The organism is Bartonella tribocorum, assembly GCF_002778015.1.
Classification (GTDB): Bacteria; Pseudomonadota; Alphaproteobacteria; order Rhizobiales; family Rhizobiaceae; genus Bartonella; species Bartonella tribocorum_B.
In genome coordinates, this window is record NZ_NJPP01000022.1 from 1 (window position 1) to 20,899 (window position 20,899).

The 20,899-nt window shown below is 38.2% G+C and carries 17 protein-coding genes, 3 tRNA genes and 1 pseudogene; 19 read left to right on the plus strand and 2 right to left on the minus strand.

Going from position 1 to position 20,899, the window contains the following annotated elements:
* A pseudogene (locus CEV08_RS06360) lies at positions 1-292 on the plus strand (late control protein); the annotation flags it as partial.
* A gap of 250 nt (positions 293-542) precedes the next feature.
* On the opposite strand, the gene CEV08_RS06365 reads toward CEV08_RS06360, so the two are convergent.
* A tRNA-Ser gene (locus CEV08_RS06365) sits at positions 543-632 on the minus strand.
* A gap of 910 nt (positions 633-1,542) precedes the next feature.
* Positions 1,543-1,618: transfer RNA gene (locus tag CEV08_RS06370), tRNA-Val, on the minus strand.
* A 176-nt stretch (positions 1,619-1,794) separates the two neighbouring features.
* Here CEV08_RS06370 and CEV08_RS06375 point away from each other — a divergent pair.
* The 18 genes from CEV08_RS06375 to proS all read left to right on the plus strand — a co-directional run bounded on the left by CEV08_RS06375 (position 1,795) and on the right by proS (position 20,891).
* Positions 1,795-1,871: transfer RNA gene (locus CEV08_RS06375), tRNA-Asp, on the plus strand.
* 297 nt (positions 1,872-2,168) lie between these two features.
* Positions 2,169-2,534 carry an NADH-quinone oxidoreductase subunit A gene (locus tag CEV08_RS06380; RefSeq protein WP_100130851.1) on the plus strand — a complete coding sequence of 122 codons (366 nt, stop codon included), beginning with the start codon at positions 2,169-2,171 and terminating at the stop codon, positions 2,532-2,534.
* Complete coding sequence (locus CEV08_RS06385; RefSeq protein WP_039758600.1) at positions 2,525-3,106, plus strand: NuoB/complex I 20 kDa subunit family protein; 582 nt, start codon at positions 2,525-2,527, stop codon at positions 3,104-3,106. Before CEV08_RS06380 ends, CEV08_RS06385 begins: the two co-directional genes overlap by 10 nt.
* 17 nt (positions 3,107-3,123) lie before the next feature.
* The gene (locus CEV08_RS06390) at positions 3,124-3,732 is read left to right on the plus strand and encodes an NADH-quinone oxidoreductase subunit C (RefSeq protein ID WP_180753564.1); all 609 of its coding nucleotides are present in this window, start codon (positions 3,124-3,126) and stop codon (positions 3,730-3,732) included.
* 121 nt (positions 3,733-3,853) lie between these two features.
* On the plus strand, positions 3,854-5,044 hold the full coding sequence (locus CEV08_RS06395; RefSeq protein WP_100130853.1) for an NADH-quinone oxidoreductase subunit D: 1,191 nt from the start codon (positions 3,854-3,856) through the stop codon (positions 5,042-5,044).
* Entirely contained in the window at positions 5,044-5,715 is a 672-nt protein-coding gene (gene nuoE, locus CEV08_RS06400; RefSeq protein ID WP_100130854.1) for an NADH-quinone oxidoreductase subunit NuoE, read from the plus strand. Before CEV08_RS06395 ends, nuoE begins: the two co-directional genes overlap by 1 nt.
* A 146-nt stretch (positions 5,716-5,861) precedes the next feature.
* A complete protein-coding gene (nuoF, locus tag CEV08_RS06405) occupies positions 5,862-7,169 on the plus strand; it encodes an NADH-quinone oxidoreductase subunit NuoF (RefSeq protein ID WP_100130855.1) in 1,308 nt (435 codons plus the stop codon).
* Between the two features lie 62 nt (positions 7,170-7,231).
* Positions 7,232-9,301: an NADH-quinone oxidoreductase subunit NuoG gene (nuoG, locus tag CEV08_RS06410; protein ID WP_100130867.1), complete on the plus strand. Its 2,070-nt coding sequence runs from the start codon at positions 7,232-7,234 to the stop codon at positions 9,299-9,301.
* A 22-nt stretch (positions 9,302-9,323) separates the two neighbouring features.
* Positions 9,324-10,370, plus strand: a complete 1,047-nt coding sequence (gene nuoH / locus CEV08_RS06415; protein ID WP_100130856.1) for an NADH-quinone oxidoreductase subunit NuoH — start codon at positions 9,324-9,326, stop codon at positions 10,368-10,370.
* Between the two features lie 14 nt (positions 10,371-10,384).
* Positions 10,385-10,876 carry an NADH-quinone oxidoreductase subunit NuoI gene (gene nuoI, locus CEV08_RS06420; protein WP_004860049.1) on the plus strand — a complete coding sequence of 164 codons (492 nt, stop codon included), beginning with the start codon at positions 10,385-10,387 and terminating at the stop codon, positions 10,874-10,876.
* A 96-nt stretch (positions 10,877-10,972) separates the two neighbouring features.
* On the plus strand, positions 10,973-11,593 hold the full coding sequence (locus CEV08_RS06425; protein WP_100130858.1) for an NADH-quinone oxidoreductase subunit J: 621 nt from the start codon (positions 10,973-10,975) through the stop codon (positions 11,591-11,593).
* Positions 11,594-11,607: 14 nt separating this feature from the next.
* Positions 11,608-11,916: an NADH-quinone oxidoreductase subunit NuoK gene (gene nuoK / locus CEV08_RS06430; RefSeq protein ID WP_100130868.1), complete on the plus strand. Its 309-nt coding sequence runs from the start codon at positions 11,608-11,610 to the stop codon at positions 11,914-11,916.
* A 6-nt stretch (positions 11,917-11,922) separates the two neighbouring features.
* On the plus strand, positions 11,923-13,887 hold the full coding sequence (gene nuoL / locus CEV08_RS06435; RefSeq protein ID WP_100130859.1) for an NADH-quinone oxidoreductase subunit L: 1,965 nt from the start codon (positions 11,923-11,925) through the stop codon (positions 13,885-13,887).
* Complete coding sequence (locus CEV08_RS06440; protein ID WP_100130869.1) at positions 13,887-15,356, plus strand: NADH-quinone oxidoreductase subunit M; 1,470 nt, start codon at positions 13,887-13,889, stop codon at positions 15,354-15,356. The genes nuoL and CEV08_RS06440 overlap by 1 nt, the downstream gene beginning before the upstream one ends.
* Before the next feature lie 17 nt (positions 15,357-15,373).
* Complete coding sequence (gene nuoN / locus CEV08_RS06445; protein WP_100130860.1) at positions 15,374-16,828, plus strand: NADH-quinone oxidoreductase subunit NuoN; 1,455 nt, start codon at positions 15,374-15,376, stop codon at positions 16,826-16,828.
* The gene (locus CEV08_RS06450; protein WP_180753563.1) at positions 16,828-17,637 is read left to right on the plus strand and encodes a biotin--[acetyl-CoA-carboxylase] ligase; all 810 of its coding nucleotides are present in this window, start codon (positions 16,828-16,830) and stop codon (positions 17,635-17,637) included. The genes nuoN and CEV08_RS06450 overlap by 1 nt, the downstream gene beginning before the upstream one ends.
* 47 nt (positions 17,638-17,684) lie before the next feature.
* Positions 17,685-19,361, plus strand: coding sequence for a ribonuclease J (locus tag CEV08_RS06455; protein WP_100130861.1), 1,677 nt, complete (start codon positions 17,685-17,687; stop codon positions 19,359-19,361).
* Between the two features lie 201 nt (positions 19,362-19,562).
* On the plus strand, positions 19,563-20,891 hold the full coding sequence (proS, locus tag CEV08_RS06460) for a proline--tRNA ligase (protein WP_100130862.1): 1,329 nt from the start codon (positions 19,563-19,565) through the stop codon (positions 20,889-20,891).
* Positions 20,892-20,899 lie beyond the last annotated feature (8 nt).

Sequence of the window (20,899 nt, forward strand, 5' to 3'; positions counted from 1 at the left end):
TCGTCTGCGCAGTTGCTACCTTTGCAAAGAAGAAGCACAAGCGGCGGCTGCCTCAGAATCAGATCGCTTATGCCGTGCTGTAGGCAGCGGCTCCTTAACGCTTGCGGGACACCCTGAAGTCATGGCGGATCAACCTCTCATCCTTCAAGGGTTCCGTAAAGAAATTAATGGACTATGGAAAGCCGCTACCGTCACGCATTGTTATGAAAAACAAAGCGGATACACAACAGAAATCACCTTTGAGGCACCAGATCAAGGAAATAAAACAGGAGAAAAGGAAACCTATGTGTGACAGAAAATCAAAGGGTAATGTTTACCCTTTGATCGGTCGTGATGCCTCCTGAAATCAAAATGCAATGTTTGCACTTGGAGTGGGAGAGAAAAATAAAGACTCATTAAAGAGGCTTTAAATGATCTTTAAAAGGTCTTTGAAGACCCTTTGAGAACCCCTTAAAAAACCTTTGAAAAAAAATAAATTGATGCAAAACCTGCTGTCAAATTGTGCAAAACCAGATGGCAAGCTACACACGATAAAAGCGCTGTGGCGGAGGGGGTGGGATTCGAACCCACGGTACAGTCTCCTGCACGCCGGTTTTCAAGACCGGTGCCTTAAACCGCTCGGCCACCCCTCCAAATTAGATATGCTTTTTGGCAAACTTCTTGTAAAAGGTCAATCACTTTAACACGCATTCTAAGGCGTTTTTTTGTAAAATGATTTAAATTTTAAGAGAAATGATTCCTAATAAGTCAATTATTTGAGTGTGTTACCTAATAGTTTTAATTTTAAACATAATAATTTTTTTCTGAAAAAATGAAAGCTAAATATTATATTTATCATTTCATTTTCTTATCTAAAATTTTTAAAAAAGCAATATTTTTAAAGTTTTTGACAATCATTTTTGTAATAATAAGATATGTTCAGTTGGAGATGTTTGATAAGTTATATTAAGCTCTTTGCAGACGTATATTTTTGAATTATTTTATCTTTCCAAAGAGTTATTCTATTTAGATCGTTCATGTTTTATGAAGAGAAAATGTTATTGCTTTGACAGTTTATGAGAGATAAATTTGTATTGATTTTTAATAGGTATGATTTAATAAGAAAACTCTTTTAAATATTGCAATTTTTTTAATAAAAATACTTAGATATCCCGTATAGCTAAAGAGTATCTTTAAGAAAATAGCTGATTTACTCTCATAGAGAAAAAACTGAAAATTAGATATATCTATAACGCTTTTTGCTGTAAGATTCGTAAGAATTTGACTTAAAGAGAAGAAAAAGCTTATTGAGCGATACACTTAGATCAATAGGGATAATAGGTGCTTTTATGAAAAAATTAAAGCTTTCATAATGAAATTTTTTTGAATGATATAGAGGTAAAAGCGCTAGAACGTTTATTAAGGTACCGCATAGTTTTCCAAAAATAAAACTTAAAAATGCTGATTACACATAGGCGGATAGCATAAACTTTAACAGATAGGTTAAGAAAAATTACTCATTTGCGAATATATCTAAAACCAATAAGTTATTATTGAATTGCATGGTGGGCGATGAGAGACTCGAACTCCCGACATCTTCGGTGTAAACGAAGCGCTCTACCAGCTGAGCTAATCGCCCAATGCAATAATCAGCAACTGAGTGGAACCCTCTTTAAGGAAAATTTTTTCTAAACGCAAGAATAAAGATGGTATTTGATAATTTTTTTAAAAAATGCATAATCCTTCTTGACATAAACGAACGAACCCCTTACACGACCGCTTGTATCAATGATAAATTGGTCAAAAATAAAGTGCGCGGGTGTAGCTCAGTTGGTTAGAGTGCTGGCCTGTCACGCCGGAGGTCGCGGGTTCGAGCCCCGTCACTCGCGCCATTTTATATTTCCTTATGGAATTTCTTTACTAAGACATTTATATGTTGCAAATTAGGTGGTGGAGTGTCTAATTTGGAGGGGTGTGTTTTTTTCTTCCTTTTTACATAGCTTATAAGAATAAGGCTTGCGTCTTTCGTTGCTCTGCGTTACCTATGCCGATAAGAAGAGTATCGTTCTGTATACCTTTCAAGCAGTATGAGTAGAATTAACAGAACGGTTATTAAATTTGTCTGTTTGATTTCGCAATATTGAGTCATTGTGTTAAGTTCAGGCATTTCGTTACGATGGAAGAGGGTTATGGCTTATTTATTGAGCTCTTATTTGCCAGTATTGATTTTTATTATTGTGTCAGCCGTTATTGCTGGGGTTTTATTGATTACACCTTACATTGTAGCGTATCGTTCTCCCGATCCTGAAAAGTTATCGGCTTATGAATGTGGATTTAATTCATTCAGTGATGCACGTATGAAATTTGATATTCGTTTCTATTTGGTTTCAATTTTATTTATTATTTTTGATCTTGAAGTTGCTTTTCTTTTTCCTTGGGCCGTTTCATTCGAATCGATAGGTATGTTTGGCTTTTGGTCGATGATTGTGTTTTTAGCAATTTTGACTCTTGGATTTATATATGAATGGAAAAAAGGAGCTCTTGAATGGAATTAAGATCTAATAATTCAACGATTACAGCTCCAAAGCCAAAAGGAATCATTGATCCTAATACTGGTGAACTGATAGGATCAGATGATAAGTTTTTTCGTGATATTAATGCTGAATTATCAGATAAGGGTTTTTTAGTTACCTCAGCAGATGCCTTGATTACTTGGGCACGTACCGGTTCTTTAATGTGGATGAGTTTCGGCTTGGCTTGTTGTGCTATTGAAATGATGCAATGCTCGATGCCTCATTATGATAATGAGCGTTTTGGATATGCACCACGAGCTTCACCCCGTCAATCCGATGTAATGGTGGTAGCGGGTACTCTAACAAATAAGATGGCACCTGCTTTAAGAAAAGTGTATGATCAGATGCCAGAGCCACGTTATGTGATTTCTATGGGATCATGTGCAAACGGTGGGGGGTATTATCATTATTCCTATTCAGTGGTGCGTGGATGTGATCGTATTGTGCCTGTCGATATATATGTTCCAGGGTGTCCGCCTACAGCAGAGGCATTATTATACGGCATATTATTGTTACAGAAAAAAATCCGTCGTACCGGATCCATAGAGCGATAGAGAGTTTTCGTATCATGATGGATGAATCACTGGTTGAACTGGCTGCTTATTTAGAAAGAAAGTTGGGAAATAAGCTAGAAGAGACTGTTTTTGCTTTTGGTGAATTAACCATTGTGGCACATCTTGATGCAATTATCGATGTCCTAATGTTTGTTCGTGATGATTCTCGCTGTCAATTTATTAATCTCACAGACATTAGTGGTGTGGATTATCCTTCTCGCGATAAGCGTTTTGATATTTCTTACCAATTACTGTCTCCTCGTGAGAATTTACGCTTACGCGTTAAAGTTCGTACAGATGAAAATACGCCTGTTGCTTCCGCTTGTATCGTTTATCCTGGTGCAGAGTGGTATGAACGTGAAACCTATGATATGTATGGGATTTTATTTTCAGGTCATCCGGATTTGAGACGGATTTTAACAGATTATGGATTTGAGGGATATCCTTTACGCAAAGACTTTCCGGTGACAGGGTTTGTTGAATGCCGTTATGATAATGGAGCTAAAAGGGTGATTTATGAGCCTGTTGTTTTGCGTCAAGAAATGCGTAATTTTGATTTTCTTTCTCCTTGGGAAGGTGGACAATATATTTTACCTTGTGATGAAAAAGTAGATGGAAAAAAATAACATTGGTTTTGATAAGGTATTATATTAGAGTAGTGTGTTTCTTAAATAATTAAATGTTTTTAATATGATAGATTTTTTTAATGTTTGATATGAAGTTTTTTAAGAAAGCAAGGGGTTGATTGTGGCTGAGGTCAATGTTCGAAACTTTAATATCAATTTTGGTCCGCAGCATCCTGCAGCTCATGGCGTTTTGCGCATGGTTCTGGAGTTGGACGGTGAAGTTGTTGAGCGTGTAGATCCACATATTGGGTTATTGCATCGCGGTACCGAAAAATTAATGGAAACAAAAACGTATCTTCAGGCAGGACCTTATCTAGATCGTTTAGATTATGTTGCTCCTATGAATCAGGAGCATGCTTTTGTCCTTGCGATTGAAAAGTTATTGGATATTAAAGTTCCTAAAAGAGGCCAATTAATACGTGTTTTGTTTTCTGAAATTGGGCGTATTCTTAATCATTTACTGAATGTAACCACACAAGCGATGGACGTTGGTGCTTTGACTCCACCGCTTTGGGGGTTTGAGCAACGTGAAAGATTGATGATTTTTTATGAGCGAGCCTGTGGCGCTCGTCTTCATGCAAATTATTTTCGTCCCGGTGGCGTTCATCAAGACTTACCGGAATCTTTAGTTGAAGATATTGGTAATTTTATAGATCCGTTTCTTGTTTCTCTTGAAAAACTGGATGCGCTTGTAACACCAAATCGGATTTTTAAGCAGCGTAACGTGGATATCGGTGTTGTTAGTATTGATGAAGCTTGGGCACGTGGTTTTTCTGGGGTTATGATTCGTGGAGCTGGTGTCCCATGGGATTTGCGTAAAAGTCAACCTTATGAATGTTACGATGAAATGGAATTTGATATTCCCGTAGGCAAAAATAGTGATTGTTATGATCGCTATCTTATTCGTATGGAAGAAATGCGTCAATCAGCAAAAATTATGCGTCAATGTGTAGAACGATTACTTGGGAGTGAAAAGAGTGGACCCGTTTCAAGTTTGGATCGCAAAATTGTACCACCAAAGCGGTCTGAGATGAAAAGCTCAATGGAAGCGCTGATTCATCACTTTAAACTTTATACTGAAGGTTTTCGTACGCCTCCTGGAGAAGTATATGTTGCAGTGGAAGCGCCAAAGGGTGAATTTGGTGTTTATCTTGTTTCTGATGGCACCAATAAGCCTTATCGTGTTAAGTTACGTGCTCCTGGATTTGCTCACCTCCAAGCTATGGATTTTTTAACCCGAGGTCATATGTTGGCGGATGCTACAGCTATTTTGGGCTCGATTGATGTTGTTTTTGGGGAGATTGATCGCTAATGTCCGTACGCCGTCTTGCAGATGATATCTATCAGCCCGCCGAGTTTTCTTTTACAAAGGAAAATCAGATATGGGTGAAAAATACAATAAAAAAATATCCTATAGGGCGTGAACAATCGGCCGTTATTCCGTTATTAATGCGTGCACAAGAGCAGGATGGTTGGGTGACGCGTGCTGCAATTGAGCATATCGCTCAAATTCTTTCTATGGCGTATATTCGAGTCTTAGAGGTTGCTACTTTTTATACTCAGTTTCAGCTTAAGCCTGTAGGGACAAAAGCGCATATTCAAGTGTGTGGAACGACTCCTTGTATGTTACGTGGTTCTGATGAATTGATTAAGGTTTGTCAGAAAAAAATTCATCATGAACCTTTTATGACCAATCAAGATGGAACATTATCATGGGAGGAAGTGGAGTGTCTTGGTGCTTGTGTGAATGCTCCTATGGTCATGATTTTTAAAGATACTTATGAAGATCTCACAGCTGAACGCCTTGAAGAGATTATTGATGCATTTGAGGCAGGAAAAGGTTCTGATATAGCTGTTGGTCCACAAAACAGTCGTCGATCGTCGGAACCAATTAGTGGTTTAACGTCTCTTCTTGATGATGAAGAAACAAGAAAATCTCTCAAATCTTCAAAGAAAAAGGATCATAAGGGAATGGGATCTTAATCAATATTTTTTTGAAAAGATATTTTATTATTTTATCCATATTATAGCGACATTGAAGTAAAAGTAGAAAGTTTTAAGAAGTTTTTTTTAAATTGTATTTGAGGAAAAGCTAAAAATGCTACGGGTAATAGAAAAAAAGGTGGGGTATGCTCGCTGATAAAGATCGTATCTTCACCAATATTTATGGTCTAGAAGACAAATCATTAAAGGCTGCGATGTTGCGTGGACATTGGAATGGTTTGAAAGAGATTATTGAAAAAGGTCGTGATTGGATCATTGATGAGGTAAAAGCATCAGGTTTACGTGGTCGTGGTGGTGCTGGTTTTCCTACCGGAATGAAATGGTCTTTTATGCCAAAGCAGAGTGATGGGCGTCCTCATTATTTAGTTGTTAATGCTGATGAATCAGAGCCGGGGACATGTAAAGACCGCGATATTTTGCGCCATGATCCCCATACTTTGATTGAAGGATGTGCAATTGCTACTTTTGCAATGGGAGCGAATGTTGCTTTTATTTATATTCGTGGTGAATATATTCGTGAGCGTGAAGCGTTACAAGCTGCTGTGGATGAATGCTATGAAGCAGGCTTGCTTGGTAAAAAAACAAAATATGGTCATGCTTGCGATATTATTATTCATCATGGAGCTGGTGCTTATATTTGTGGTGAAGAGACAGCGCTTCTTGAAAGTCTTGAAGGGAAAAAAGGGCAACCTCGTCTCAAACCGCCATTTCCTGCAAATATGGGAATTTATGGTTGTCCAACAACAGTCAACAATGTTGAATCTATAGCGGTTGTTCCAACGATTTTACGTCGAGGGGCTTCGTGGTTTTCGTCAATTGGACGCGCAAATAATGTCGGGACAAAATTATTTATGGTTTCTGGGCATGTGAATGCTCCTTGTACTTTTGAAGAAGCTCTTGGTGTTTCTTTTCGCGAATTAATTGAAAAACACACAGGGGGTATTCGTGGCGGATGGAATAATCTTTTAGCCGTTATTCCAGGTGGTGCTTCTTGTCCGGTTGTTCGTGGTGAAGATATGGTTGATGCAATCATGGATTTTGATGGGATGCGCGATGTCGGATCTTCTTTTGGCACAGGTGGTGTGATTGTAATGGATAAATCAACCGATATTATCAAGGCAATTTGGCGGATATCGGCTTTTTTCAAACATGAAAGTTGTGGTCAGTGTACACCATGTCGTGAAGGTACAGGTTGGATGATGCGCCTTTTAGGGCGTATGGTTGAGGGAAGAGCGCAAAAGCGTGAAATTGATCTTTTGTTTGAGGTTTCTAAGCAGGTGGAAGGACACACTATCTGTGCTCTTGGCGATGCTGCAGCATGGCCTGTACAAGGGTTAATCCGTAATTTCCGTCCGGAAATAGAGCGTAGAATTGATGAATACACGCGAAATGTCGTACAAAGAAAAAATATTGCTTTAGAAGCAGTTGGATAGAAGATTTTTAAAGAGCAACCGAATGCAAATTTTAAGTGGATTATCCGCAGGTTGGATGGGTGATGATAAATATCAAAGTTGATGGCAAAGAGATTGAAGTTCCTGATTACTACACGTTGCTTCAAGCTGCTGAGGCAGCTGGGGCAGAAGTGCCGCGTTTTTGTTTTCATGAATCTTTATCAATTGCTGGAAATTGTCGCATGTGTTTGGTTGAGGTCAAGGGCGGTCCTCCAAAACCTCAGGCTTCTTGTGCGATGGGGGTTCGTGATTTACGGTTAGGACCTAACGGTGAAGCGCCAGAAATTTTTACCAATACGGCGATGGTAAAAAAAGCACGTGAAGGGGTTATGGAATTTCTTCTCATTAATCATCCTTTGGACTGTCCAGTGTGCGATCAAGGGGGAGAATGCGATCTTCAAGATCAAGCAATGCTTTATGGACGAGATTGTTCTCGTTATACAGAAAATAAACGTGCTGTAGAAGATAAATATATTGGGCCTCTTGTTAAAACTGTTATGACACGGTGTATTCATTGTACACGGTGTGTTCGTTTTACAACGGAAGTCGCAGGTATTTCTGAGCTTGGTTTAATCGGTCGCGGTGAAGATGCTGAAATTACGACATATCTTGAAAAAGCTATGACATCTGAGTTACAGGGAAATGTTATTGATCTTTGTCCAGTGGGCGCTTTAACTTCAAAACCTTACGCATTTCATGCGCGTCCGTGGGAATTGGCAAAAACGGAATCAATTGATGTGATGGATGCGCTTGGCAGTGCTATCCGCATTGATAGTCGTGGCCGTGAAGTTATGCGGATTATGCCGCGTACGAATGAAGATGTAAATGAGGAATGGATCTCTGATAAAACGCGTTTTATTTGGGATGGATTACGGACTCAGCGACTTGATAGGCCCTATGTACGTAAAGAGGGAAGACTTCAACCGGTCAGTTGGACAGAGGCTTTTGCAAAAATTAAAACTGTAGTTTCTAAAGGCTTGCCAGAAAAAATTGGAGCCATTGCTGGAGATCTTGCTTCTGTTGAAGAAATGTATGCCCTTAAAGCATTACTGATCTCGTTGGGTTCAATGCTCTTTGATTGTCGTCAAAAAGGAATTGCTTTATCGCCAGAGTTTGGACGTTCGAGTTATATTTTTAATCCTACAATTGCAGGGATTGAACAAGCTGATGCTCTGCTTATAGTGGGATCTAATCCACGCCATGAAGCTGCTGTTTTAAATGCACGTATTTTAAAGCGTCAACGGATGGGAAATTTTCCTATTGCGCTTATTGGAGAGAAAGTCGATTTACGTTATCCTTATTCTTATCTTGGATCTGGGAGTGATGCATTAACAGCACTTATTCGTGAAGAGGATGATTTTTTTAATGTTTTAAAAGAAGCAAAGAGGCCCCTTATTGTTATCGGAGAGGGAGCCGTTTCAGGAAATGAAGGGTTATCTGTTTTAAAAAGTCTTGCTAAATTAGCGGAGAGTATTGGTGCTCTTAGTGAAGAATGGAATGGGTTTGGGGTTCTTCATAATGCAGCATCGACCGTTGGGGGGTTGGATATAGGCTTTACTTCTAAGCTTGGAGTTGCCAATATTCTTAAAACCTGTGAAGTTTTATTTTTGCTGGGTGCTGATGAAATAGAATTAGCTAATATAAAAGCTTTTAAAGTTTATATTGGTAGCCATGGTGATAATGGTGCGCATGCTGCTGATGTTATTTTGCCTGCATCTGCTTACACTGAAAAATCAGGGCTTTATGTGAATACAGAAGGGCGTGTTCAAATGACAAATCGAGCTGGGTTTGCTCCAGGTGAAGCAAAAGAAGATTGGGCTATTTTGCGTGCTTTATCGGATGTTTTAGGACAAAGGCTCCCTTTTGATTCTCTTTCTCAATTAAGACAATGCTTGTTTAATGATTATCCACATCTTTGTGCTGTTGATGACATACTACCTTCTGATATAAGTGATCTTAAGGCACTTGGTTCAAAAATGGTTTCTCTAGAGGCAAAAGCCTTTACTCCGATGGTTAAAGACTTCTATTTGACAAATCCGATAGCACGTGCTTCTGCCGTTATGGCTGAATGTTCATCGCTTGCAAAAAGTCGTACTATGCAAGCTGTAGAGTAAGGGCAGGGGAAAAGGAATAATGATGTATGATTTCTTTATGACTTGGTTGTTGCCATTGCTCATTATCATTGGAAAAACACTTCTTCTTTTGGTCGTTTTGTTGGTTTTAGTTGCTTATCTTCTTTATGCAGATAGAAAGATTTGGGCCGCGGTACAATTACGGCGTGGTCCCAATGTTGTTGGTCCGTGGGGATTGCTACAGTCTTTTGCAGATTTAATTAAATTTGTGGTGAAAGAACCTATTATCCCAGCAGGTGCAAATAAGGGGGTTTTTCTTTTGGCTCCTTTTGTTTCAGCGACACTTGCTTTATCAACGTGGGCTGTTATCCCTGTCAGTGAGGGCTGGGAAGTTGCGAAGATTAATGTTGGCTTGCTTTACATTTTAGCCATTTCATCTCTTGAAGTTTATGGTGTTATTATGGGAGGATGGGCATCAAATTCAAAGTATCCTTTCTTAGGGGCTCTGCGTTCGGCAGCACAAATGGTTTCTTATGAAGTTTCCATTGGTTTTGTACTGGTAACCGTTATTTTAATAAGTGGTTCATTGGATCTCACAACTATTGTTCTTAAACAAAGTCAAGGTCTTGGTACAACTCTTGGTCTTCCTTTTAATAGTTTTCTCGATTGGAATTGGCTCGTTCTTTTTCCAATGTTTATTATATTTTTTATTTCTGCGCTCGCAGAGACAAACCGTCCTCCATTTGATTTGGTGGAAGCGGAGTCTGAGCTTGTTGCCGGCCATATGGTGGAGTATTCTTCAACACCTTACATGCTCTTTTTTCTTGGTGAGTATGTTGCTATTGTTTTAATGTGCGCATTAACAACCATTCTGTTTTTAGGCGGTTGGCTTCCTCCCTTGGATGTCTGGTGGCTTAATTGGGTTCCTGGTATCATTTGGTTTGTTTTAAAGGTTTGTTTTGTATTTTTTTGGTTTGCTATGGTTAAGGCATTTGTTCCACGCTATCGTTATGATCAGCTTATGCGGCTTGGTTGGAAGGTTTTTCTTCCTCTCTCACTCGCAATGGTTGTGATAACTGCGGCTTTTTTAAAGTTTACGAATTTCGTTTAAGAGGAGATTTTACGATGTCAGGTTTTATTCAGGCGGCAAAGTCACTCCTTCTATTAGAATTTGTGAGTGCTTTTTTCTTAGCTATGCGTCAATTTTTTTCGCCAAAGCCTACAATTAATTATCCTTATGAAAAGGGTTTTGTATCTCAGCGTTTTCGCGGCGAACATGCACTGCGTCGCTATCCAAATGGTGAAGAACGGTGTATTGCTTGTAAATTATGTGAAGCAATTTGCCCAGCACAGGCAATTACAATTGAGGCAGGTCCGCGACGTAATGATGGTACACGGAGAACTGTTCGTTATGATATTGATATGGTTAAGTGTATTTACTGCGGTTTTTGTCAAGAAGCTTGTCCGGTAGAGGCTATTGTTGAAGGTCCAAATTTTGAATTTGCAACAGAAACGCGTGAAGAGCTCTATTATGATAAAGAAAAACTTTTAATGAATGGAGATCGTTGGGAGCGAGAAATTGCTCGAAATATATTGATGGATGCGCCTTATCGTTAAGTGTGTCGTTAAATGAGATGTCGGATAATTTTCCGATAAATTGTAATCTGGTATGAAAATTTTGTACCAATTGTTTGGATAATTAAGGAGAAGCCTATGCTAACAGATCTAGCAGCGGCATTTTTCTATTTGTTTGCTTTTATTATGCTAACAAGTTCAGTAATTGTTATTACAGCACGTAATCCTGTGCATTCGATTTTGTTTTTAATCCTTGCATTTTTTAATGCAGCGGCTTTATTCTTGCTTGCAGGAGCAGAGTTTTTGGGGCTTCTTCTGCTTGTTGTTTATGTTGGAGCTGTGGCTGTTTTATTTTTATTTGTTGTTATGATGCTCGATGTTGATTTTGCTGAGTTAAGGAGTGGAGCTCTTCGATATGCGCCTATTGGAGCTCTTATTGGCGTTATTATCGCTGTAGAGTTGATCGTTGTTTTTGTAAGTAGTCATTTTTCTCCGGTCTTGAGAATACATGTTACGCAACCAATGCCAGATTTAGGGCAGCGAACAAATACACAGGCATTAGGAGATATTCTTTATACGGATTATGTTTTCTATTTTCAAATTGCTGGAATAATTTTATTGGTTGCAATGATTGGTGCTATTGTTTTAACACTTCGTCATAAATCAGGCGTAAAACGACAATCTATTGCAGAGCAAGTTTCTAGAACGGTAGAAAGTGCCATTGAAATCAAGCAAGTTGAATCTGGTAAAGGTATTTAAGGGGGGCTATGGATATGTATATTGATATTGCGCATTATCTCACTGTTTCTGCTTTGATGTTTACAATTGGTATTGCTGGAATTTTTCTTAACAGAAAAAATGTAATTATTATCTTGATGTCTATTGAGCTTATATTACTCTCAGTTAATATCAATTTTGTTGCATTTTCAGCATTTCTTCATGATCTCGTAGGTCAGGTATTTGCTTTATTTGTTTTAACCATCGCAGCAGCGGAAGCTGCCATTGGTTTAGCAATTCTTGTCGTTTTTTTCCGTAATCGTGGTTCCATTGCGGTTGAAGATGTTAATGTAATGAAAGGCTAACCAGTGATGTATTATACGATTGTCTTTCTTCCGCTTTTGGGTTTTCTCATTGCTGCATTAGGTGGAAAAACGATAGGAGATCGCGCGAGTGAATTAATAACATGTAGCTTTATGGTGATTGTTGCCATATTGTCCTGGATAGCATTTTTTAATCTTGCACTGGGTCATGCTCCAGTGATTGATGTATTCGTATTACATTGGCTCGACGTTGGTGGTTTAAACTTTAACTGGGCTTTCCATATTGATACCTTAACAGCTGTCATGCTTATTGTTGTAAACAGTGTTTCGGCATTGGTGCATATTTATTCAATTGGTTATATGCATCATGATCCTTCAAGGTCGCGTTTTTTTTCTTATCTCTCTCTGTTTACATTTATGATGCTTATGTTGGTGACATCCAATAATTTAATCCAAATGTTTTTTGGATGGGAAGGTGTAGGACTTGCTTCTTATTTGCTCATAGGCTTTTGGTTTCAGCGCGATTCTGCTAATAAGGCAGCAATGAAAGCTTTTGTAGTCAATCGTGTTGGAGACTTTGGTTTTCTCTTAGGAATATTTAGTGTTTTCGTTTTATTTCAATCGGTTGATTTTGCCTCTATTTTTGCAAAAGCTGCAGACAATAGTTTTGTACAAAATATGACCTTTTTAGGTTGGCAGTTTGATGGACAGACAGCACTGACCGTGACATGTCTTTTATTATTTATTGGTGCGATGGGAAAATCAGCACAATTTCTTTTACATACTTGGCTTCCTGATGCAATGGAGGGACCAACACCTGTATCAGCGCTTATTCATGCCGCCACAATGGTAACGGCTGGTGTTTTTATGGTTGCACGTATGTCGCCAATTTTTGAACTGTCTTCAATTGCTTTGACCGTGATTATTATTGTTGGAGCAACAACGGCGTTTTTTGCAGCAACTGTGGGGTTGGTACAGAATGATATTAAGCGTGTGATTGCTTATTCTACTTGTTCTCAACTTGGTTATATGTTTGTTGCATTAGGTATTGGGGCTTATGGCGCTGCTGTCTTTCATCTTTTTACGCATGCTTTTTTTAAAGCCTTACTGTTTCTTGGTGCGGGCTCTGTCATTCATGCTGTATCTGATGAACAAGATATGCGAAAAATGGGCGGATTACGCAAGCATATAAAATTCACCTATTGGATGATGATGGTCGGAACCATTGCATTGACAGGTGTTGGAATTCCAGGAACCCTTTTGGGGACTGCGGGTTTTTTCTCAAAAGATGCAATTATAGAGTCTGCTTTTGCATCTCATAATATTGCTTCAGGATATGCTTTTTATCTTCTTGTTTTTGCCGCCTTTTTAACAAGCTTTTATTCATGGCGGCTTATCTTTATGACATTCCATGGAAAACCACGGGCCACAGTTGATGTGATGCATCATGTTCATGAATCACCTCCTGTAATGTTAATTCCACTTTTTATTTTATCTATTGGAGCGATATTTGCTGGTGTGGTTTTCCAACCTTACTTTTTTGGTGACTCTTATGATGCTTTTTGGAAAGGGGCTTTGTTTACAAGCAGTCACAATCATATTCTTCATGATGCCCATCATGTCTTTAATTGGGTAAAATGGTCATCATTTATAGCAATGGTTCTTGGGTTTATGTTAGCCTATCTATTCTATATTTCTTTTCCATCTCTTCCCAAGAAAATGGCTCGTATTATGCCGGGAGTGTATCAATTTTTTTATCAAAAATGGTATTTCGATCAATTATATAACTTTTTATTTGTTCGTCCTACTTTTAGAATTGGTTCTTGTCTCTGGAAGGTGGGAGACGGTAAAATTATTGATGGTCTAGGTCCTAATGGGATTGCAGCACGTGTTGTTGATATTACAAATAGAGTTGTTCGGATGCAAACAGGCTATCTTTACCACTATGCATTTGCGATGCTTATAGGTGTTGCATTGCTCATTACATGGATGATGATCGGGGGCTTAAACTAATGACCGATTGGCCTATTCTTTCTACGGTTACATTTTTGCCACTTGTTGGTGTGCTTCTGATTTTATTTATCAAGGATGATAGTGAAGCTGCGCGCCATAATATAAGGAATGTCGCATTTTTTACGACGATCTTTGTTTTTATTATTTCTTTAATTATTTGGATAGGATTTGATTCTACCAACCCGAATTTTCAAATGGTTGAAAAATTCAGTTGGCTAGGCAATGGCATTAGCTATCATATGGGGGTTGATGGTATTTCTATTCTTTTCATTGTTCTCTCGGCTTTTCTTTTACCTTTCTGTATTTTAGCAAGTTGGGAGAATGTTAAAGAGAGATTAAAAGCTTATATGATTGCTTTTCTCCTTCTTGAAGTTGCGATTATTGGAGTCTTTTGTGCTCTTGATGCAATGCTGTTCTATGTTTTTTTTGAAGGCAGCCTCATTCCAATGTTTATCATCATAGGGGTATGGGGTGGAGCACGTCGTGTTTATGCAAGTATCAAGTTTTTCTTATATACTTTACTTGGTTCAGTGCTTATGTTGGTTGCTCTTATGGCTATGTATTGGCAGGCAGGGACACTTGATATACCCACTTTACTCAATTATCAGTTTCCTGCTCATATGCAAATATGGTTATGGCTTGCCTTTTTTGCTTCTTTTGCTGTTAAAATGCCGATGTGGCCAGTTCATACTTGGCTTCCTGATGCGCACGTGGAAGCACCGACAGCAGGTTCTGTTATTTTAGCAGGCGTCTTACTCAAACTAGGTGGGTATGGTTTTCTTCGTTTTTCTTTACCTATGTTTCCTATTGCCTCAGCAGATTTTGCACCTTTGGTTTTCACTTTATCGCTTATCGCTATTATTTATACATCACTGGTTGCCCTTGTTCAAAGTGACATTAAAAAACTTATTGCATATTCCTCAATAGCGCATATGGGATACGTAACGATGGGTATTTTTGCAGCAAATGAACAGGGGATACAAGGGGCTATTTATCAGATGTTATCGCACGGAATTGTTTCCGCAGCTTTATTTCTCTGTGTTGGGGTGATTTATGATCGCTTGCATACACGCGAAATTTCAGCGTTTGGTGGTTTAGTGAATAATATGCCCAAATATACTGTTGTTTTCTTAATCTTCACCATGGCAAATGTCGGACTCCCTGGAACTTCAGGTTTTTTAGGCGAATTTTTAACCTTAATAGGCGTTTTTCAAGTGAATAAATTGATTGTTGTTTTAGCAACAACAGGTGTTATCTTATCAGCAGCTTATGCCCTTTATCTTTATCGGCGTGTGGTTTTCGGTTCCTTGGATAAAGAAAATTTAAAAGTACTTATAGATCTCTCTTCAAGAGAAAAATTTATTCTTTATCCGATGGTTATTCTTACAATATTCTTTGGTATCTATCCAACGCCTATTCTTAAAGTGACGGCGTTTTCCGTAGAAGCCCTCATCAATAAACTACACTAGATAAGGGAAGAATTCTCATGCAAAGTGAAATAATAACACAATTAGTCTTAATTCTTCCGGAGATTTTAATTGCATTAGGAGCAGTTGTGTTGCTTATGATTGGTGTTTATTCCAGTGCACGTGCTTCTTTAACAGTGACAGGTTTAGCCATGGCTCTTCTTGTGGCAACCATTATTATTCTCATCATTTTTCCGAAAAGTGGTTTATTTCAAACCAATGCACTCATTATTGATTCCTTTAGTCGTTATATGAAAATATTAATGCTCATTGGTGCACTCTTTTCTCTTATCATGTCTGTTGGTTTTGCCAATGCGCAAAAGTTCAATATATTTGAATTTCCAGTGCTTGTTCTTTTAGCAACCCTTGGCATGATGTTGATGATTTCAGCAGGGAATATGCTGTCGCTTTATATGGGGTTAGAACTACAATCCTTAGCCTTATATGTTTTAGCAGCGATTAATCGTAATAATGTAAAATCTTCTGAAGCAGGTATAAAATATTTTGTTTTAGGAGCATTATCTTCAGGATTGCTGCTTTATGGTATTTCTTTGCTATACGGTTTTACCGGTCAAATTGGTTTTCACGAAATTACTCTTGCTTTAAAAGGTGAGAATTTACAATTGGGAGTTATTTTTGCAATTGTTTTTATTTTAGCTGGTTTGGCTTTCAAAATTTCTGCTGTTCCATTTCATATGTGGACACCTGATGTTTATGAAGGTGCCCCAACACCGATTACAGCATTTTTTGCTGGAGCGCCTAAAGTTGCTGCAATGGCTTTAATCATCCGTATTATTGTGATGACCTTCATTCCTCTAGGGCGTGTTGATAGTGCGATGCCTGCATGGCAACAAATTTTGGTGTTCATGGCACTTGCATCAATGATACTTGGTGCATTTGCTGCAATCGGTCAAAATAATATTAAACGCTTAATGGCTTATTCGTCGATCAGCCATATGGGCTATGCACTTGTTGGTTTATCAGCTGGAGATATGCTAGGAATAAAAAGTGTTATTCTTTATATGACCATTTATCTTGGTGTGACTCTTGGCTCATTTGCTTTTATTCTTGGAATGCGGACTGAGAGTGGCAATGTTGAAGATATTTATGATCTTTCAGGATTAGCAAAAACAAATCCGTTTATGGCTATTGTCATGACAATACAGCTTTTTTCTTTAGCCAGTATACCACCTATGGCTGGTTTTTTTGGAAAGTGGTATACATTTTCTGCTGCTGTTCATGCCGGTTTTACGCCCCTTGTTGTTGTTGGGATGATAGCATCTGTCGTTGGGGCTTTTTATTATTTACGAGTCATTAAAATTATGTGGTTTGATGACGCAAAAGCGCATTTTATTGCTTTATCGAATGAGCTTCGATTTTGTCTCGGTCTTTCTGCATTGTTTATTTTATTTTATATGCTTTTTGGAGTTTGGTTTGCTGAATTGGCAGAAAAAGCAGCAGCAGCATTGTTTTAATGAATATGGTTTATATTTTGTCAGATTTTACCCAGAAACAAGGATACACTATTGAATCGTATGAAAGTATTGATTCCACGAATCTTATTGCGCAACAAAAAGCACAAACTGGTCATCAAGGTTATCTTTGGATCGTTGCACAAGAACAATTACAGGGAAGAGCGAGAAGAGGGAGGACTTGGTCTAGTCCCAAAGGGAACCTTTATTCTAGTCTTTTGTTAATTGATGATATTGTTTATCAAACTGCTGCTCAGATTGGTTTTGTTGCTGGAGTCAGTGTGGTAGAGGCAATAAAACAATTTATAAAAGATGAAAAGCAAACAAACGATATTGTGAGTTTAAAATGGCCAAACGATATTTTACTCAGAGGAGCGAAAAGCTCTGGGATTTTGCTTGAGATTTTTAAATTGCCATCACAACAATATGCATTGGTTATTGGTATTGGAATAAATGTGAAATATAATTACGAAAATGCACCCTATCCCACTTCGAGCTTACAGGATATTGGTTTGCATATTGAGGCAGAACAATTATTTACGGTTTTGACGGAGTCTTTTTCTAGAAATTACCTTCTTTGGAAACAATCAAAAGGACGTGAAATAATCCGAAATAAATGGCTTTTATATTCTGCCCATCTTGGAAAACATGTCAAAGTAGTGAATGATGAAAAAATCATTGAGGGTATTTTTGATGGTCTTGATCGTGATTTTAACGGCATCATAAAACAAAAAAATGATCAGAGAACTATTATAACAGCTGGAGATGTTCATTTTGGTTCGGCTGCTTCTGTTAATGCAGGTCGTTATTAAAAGAATTATTTTACCATCAGATTATCTTAACTATTTGGGAGATGTTTATGATTGCAACCAATAAAAATGAATTCGTTTTTTTGCCTCTGGGGGGGGTAGGTGAAATAGGGATGAATTTGGCTGCTTATGGATTTGGCTCTCAAAATCTTCGTGAATGGCTGCTTGTTGATATGGGCGTTAGTTTTGCAGGGTCTGAATTACCAGGTGTTGATCTTGTTCTCCCCGATATTCGTTTTCTAGAAAGTGAAAAACATAATATACGTGGTCTTGTTTTAACACATGCACATGAAGATCATTATGGGGCTGTTCTTGACTTATGGCCAAAGTTAAAAGTTCCACTTTACTGTACAGCTTTCACGGCAGGGTTATTGGAAAGTAAAAGTCAATCTGATTTTGAAACCCATAAAATGTCATTCAATATTTTTCAAGCAGGGGATTGTTTTCAGGTTGGTCCCTTTGCCATAGAGGCTATTGCTGTTAATCATTCGATACCAGAATCTGTATCTTTAGCCATTACAACATCTTTGGGAACTGTGGTCCATACGAGTGATTGGAAAATTGATCATACCCCTTCACTTGGGGCTGTAACGGATGAAAAAAGATTTCGTGCTTTAGGCAATAAAGGTGTTTTAGCATTGCTTTGTGATTCCACAAACGCGTGTCGGGATGGTATATCTCCCTCAGAGCAGCAGGTTCAAACCAGTCTTTCTGAGATTATTTCAAAAGCTGAAGGGCGTGTTGCAATCGTAACTTTTGCTTCTAATATTGGTCGGATACGTTCTATTGCTCTTGCCGCTGAGGCTGTTGGGCGTAAGGTGCTTGTCATTGGGCGTTCTCTTAAGCGGAGTCTTATGGTCGCACAAGAGCTTGGTTATATGGATGGCTTAGCGCCATTTGTCACGGAAGATGATTATGGTTATATCCCACGAAAAGAACTTGTTTTAATTGTCACCGGGAGCCAAGGTGAGCCACATGCTGCTTTGGCTAAACTGTCACGTGAGGGAATGAGGAATATTGCGCTTTCCACTGGTGATACTGTTATTTATTCATCACGAAGTATTCCAGGAAATGAAAAAGCGATTCTTGAGATACAAAATCGTTTCATCGATTTAGGTGTTAAAGTTATTACGAATGAAGATGCACTTGTTCATGTTTCAGGTCATCCCCGTCGTTCAGAACTTTTACAGATGTATGATTGGATAAAACCACATATACTTGTTCCTGTTCATGGTGAGGCAGTACATCTTACTGCTCAAGCCGCTTTAGCACGTCACGCAGGTATTACAATTGTTAGAGATATTAGAAATGGCCATATATTACGTCTTGCGCCCAACCCTGTAGAAGTTATTGATCAAGCTCCTGTTGGGCGCATCTATAAGGATGGTTGTCTCATTGGAGATGAAGATGAATTAGGGATTCGTGAACGCCGCAAACTAAGTTACGCTGGTCATGTTGCTGTTTCTCTCCATATGAATAGCAAACATGAGTTATTAGATGATATCGGTCTCAGCATATTTGGACTGCCTGAGAGTAATGAAAAGGGGGAAAAATTGAAAGATATTCTTTTAGAGATTGTAGAAAATACAGTTTATAACATCCCACGCATGAAACGGAAAAATAATGAAGTTATTCGAGAGGCAACACGACGTGCAGTGAGAGCAGCTGTTCATGAAATTTGGCAAAAAAAACCTCTCTGTACAGTTTTTTTACATCGGTCAAAATAAAGCATTCCCATATTACGTTATTTAAAAAAGCTGAGCATTTTTATTTTATTGCTCAATAAGAAAAATAGAGAATAAAGCACAACAAATTTTTAAACAATAAGATCGTTATATTTGCAAGTATTCAGAATGCGGCTATAGATAAATAGAGGGTATGTTAAATTGTTCCAATATGATAGATCTGAGTAGGAGTTAATTATTTCAATGCGTCTTTCTCAATATTTCCTTCCTCTTTTAAAAGAGAATCCTAAAGAAGCAGAAATTGTTTCTCATCGCTTCATGTTGCGTGCTGGGATGATTCGACAACAAACATCAGGAATTTATTCTTGGCTTCCTTTAGGAAAAAAAGTGCTTGATAAAGTTTGTAAAATTATTCGTGAAGAGCAAGAACGTGCTGGTGCAATAGAAATATTGATGCCTACAATTCAATCTGCTGATCTTTGGCGTGAAAGCAATCGTTATGATGATTACGGCCTTGAAATGCTCCGTATTAAAGATCGTCAAAAGCGTGATTTACTTTATGGTCCGACCAATGAAGAGATGGTGACAGATATTTTCCGCTCTTATGTTCGTTCTTATAAAGATCTTCCGCTTAATTTGTACCATATTCAATGGAAATTTCGTGATGAAATTCGCCCACGTTTTGGTGTGATGCGAGCACGGGAATTTTTAATGAAAGATGCTTATTCGTTTGATCTTGATTATGAAGGTTCTAAAACATCTTATAATCGTATGTTTGTGGCTTATTTGCGCACTTTTTCTCGCCTTGGATTAAAAGCCATTCCCATGCGTGCAGATACAGGTCCAATAGGGGGGGAACTTAGTCATGAGTTTATCATTTTAGCTGAAACGGGAGAGAGCGCTATCTTCTGTGATAGAAAATTTCTTGAACTTAGCGTTCCCAATAGTTCAATCGATTTTAGTGATAAAGCTGTTTTAGATGATACCGTTAAACAATGGACATCTTTTTATGCGGCGACAGAAGAAATGCATAATGAAGAAGAATGGGCTAAGATTTCTGAAGAAAATCGTCTTTCAGCGCGTGGTATTGAAGTTGGGCATATTTTCCACTTTGGTACTAAATATTCTGCTCCAATGGGAGCAAAAGTTATGGGACAGGATGGAAAAGAGCATGTGGTCTCTATGGGATCTTATGGTATTGGACCTTCGCGTCTTGTTGCAGCAGCTATTGAGGCTTCTCATGATGAAAATGGTATTATTTGGCCAAAGTCGATGGCACCGTTTGATTTTGGAATTATCAATATGAAGCCTGATGATGCAAAATGTACACAAGTATGTGAATTTCTTTATCAGGGATTAAAGGATGCTGGTTTTGATCCTTTATTAGATGATAGAAATGAACGTCCTGGATCAAAACTTGCAACAATGGATTTGATTGGCTTGCCAACGCAAATCATTGTTGGTCCTAACAGCATTGCACAAAATGAGATTGAAATTAAAGATCGAAAGACAGGTATAAAAAAATCTCTAAAGGTTGAAGATGCACTCAGCCAACTTTCTATACTTTCATAGGAAATGTT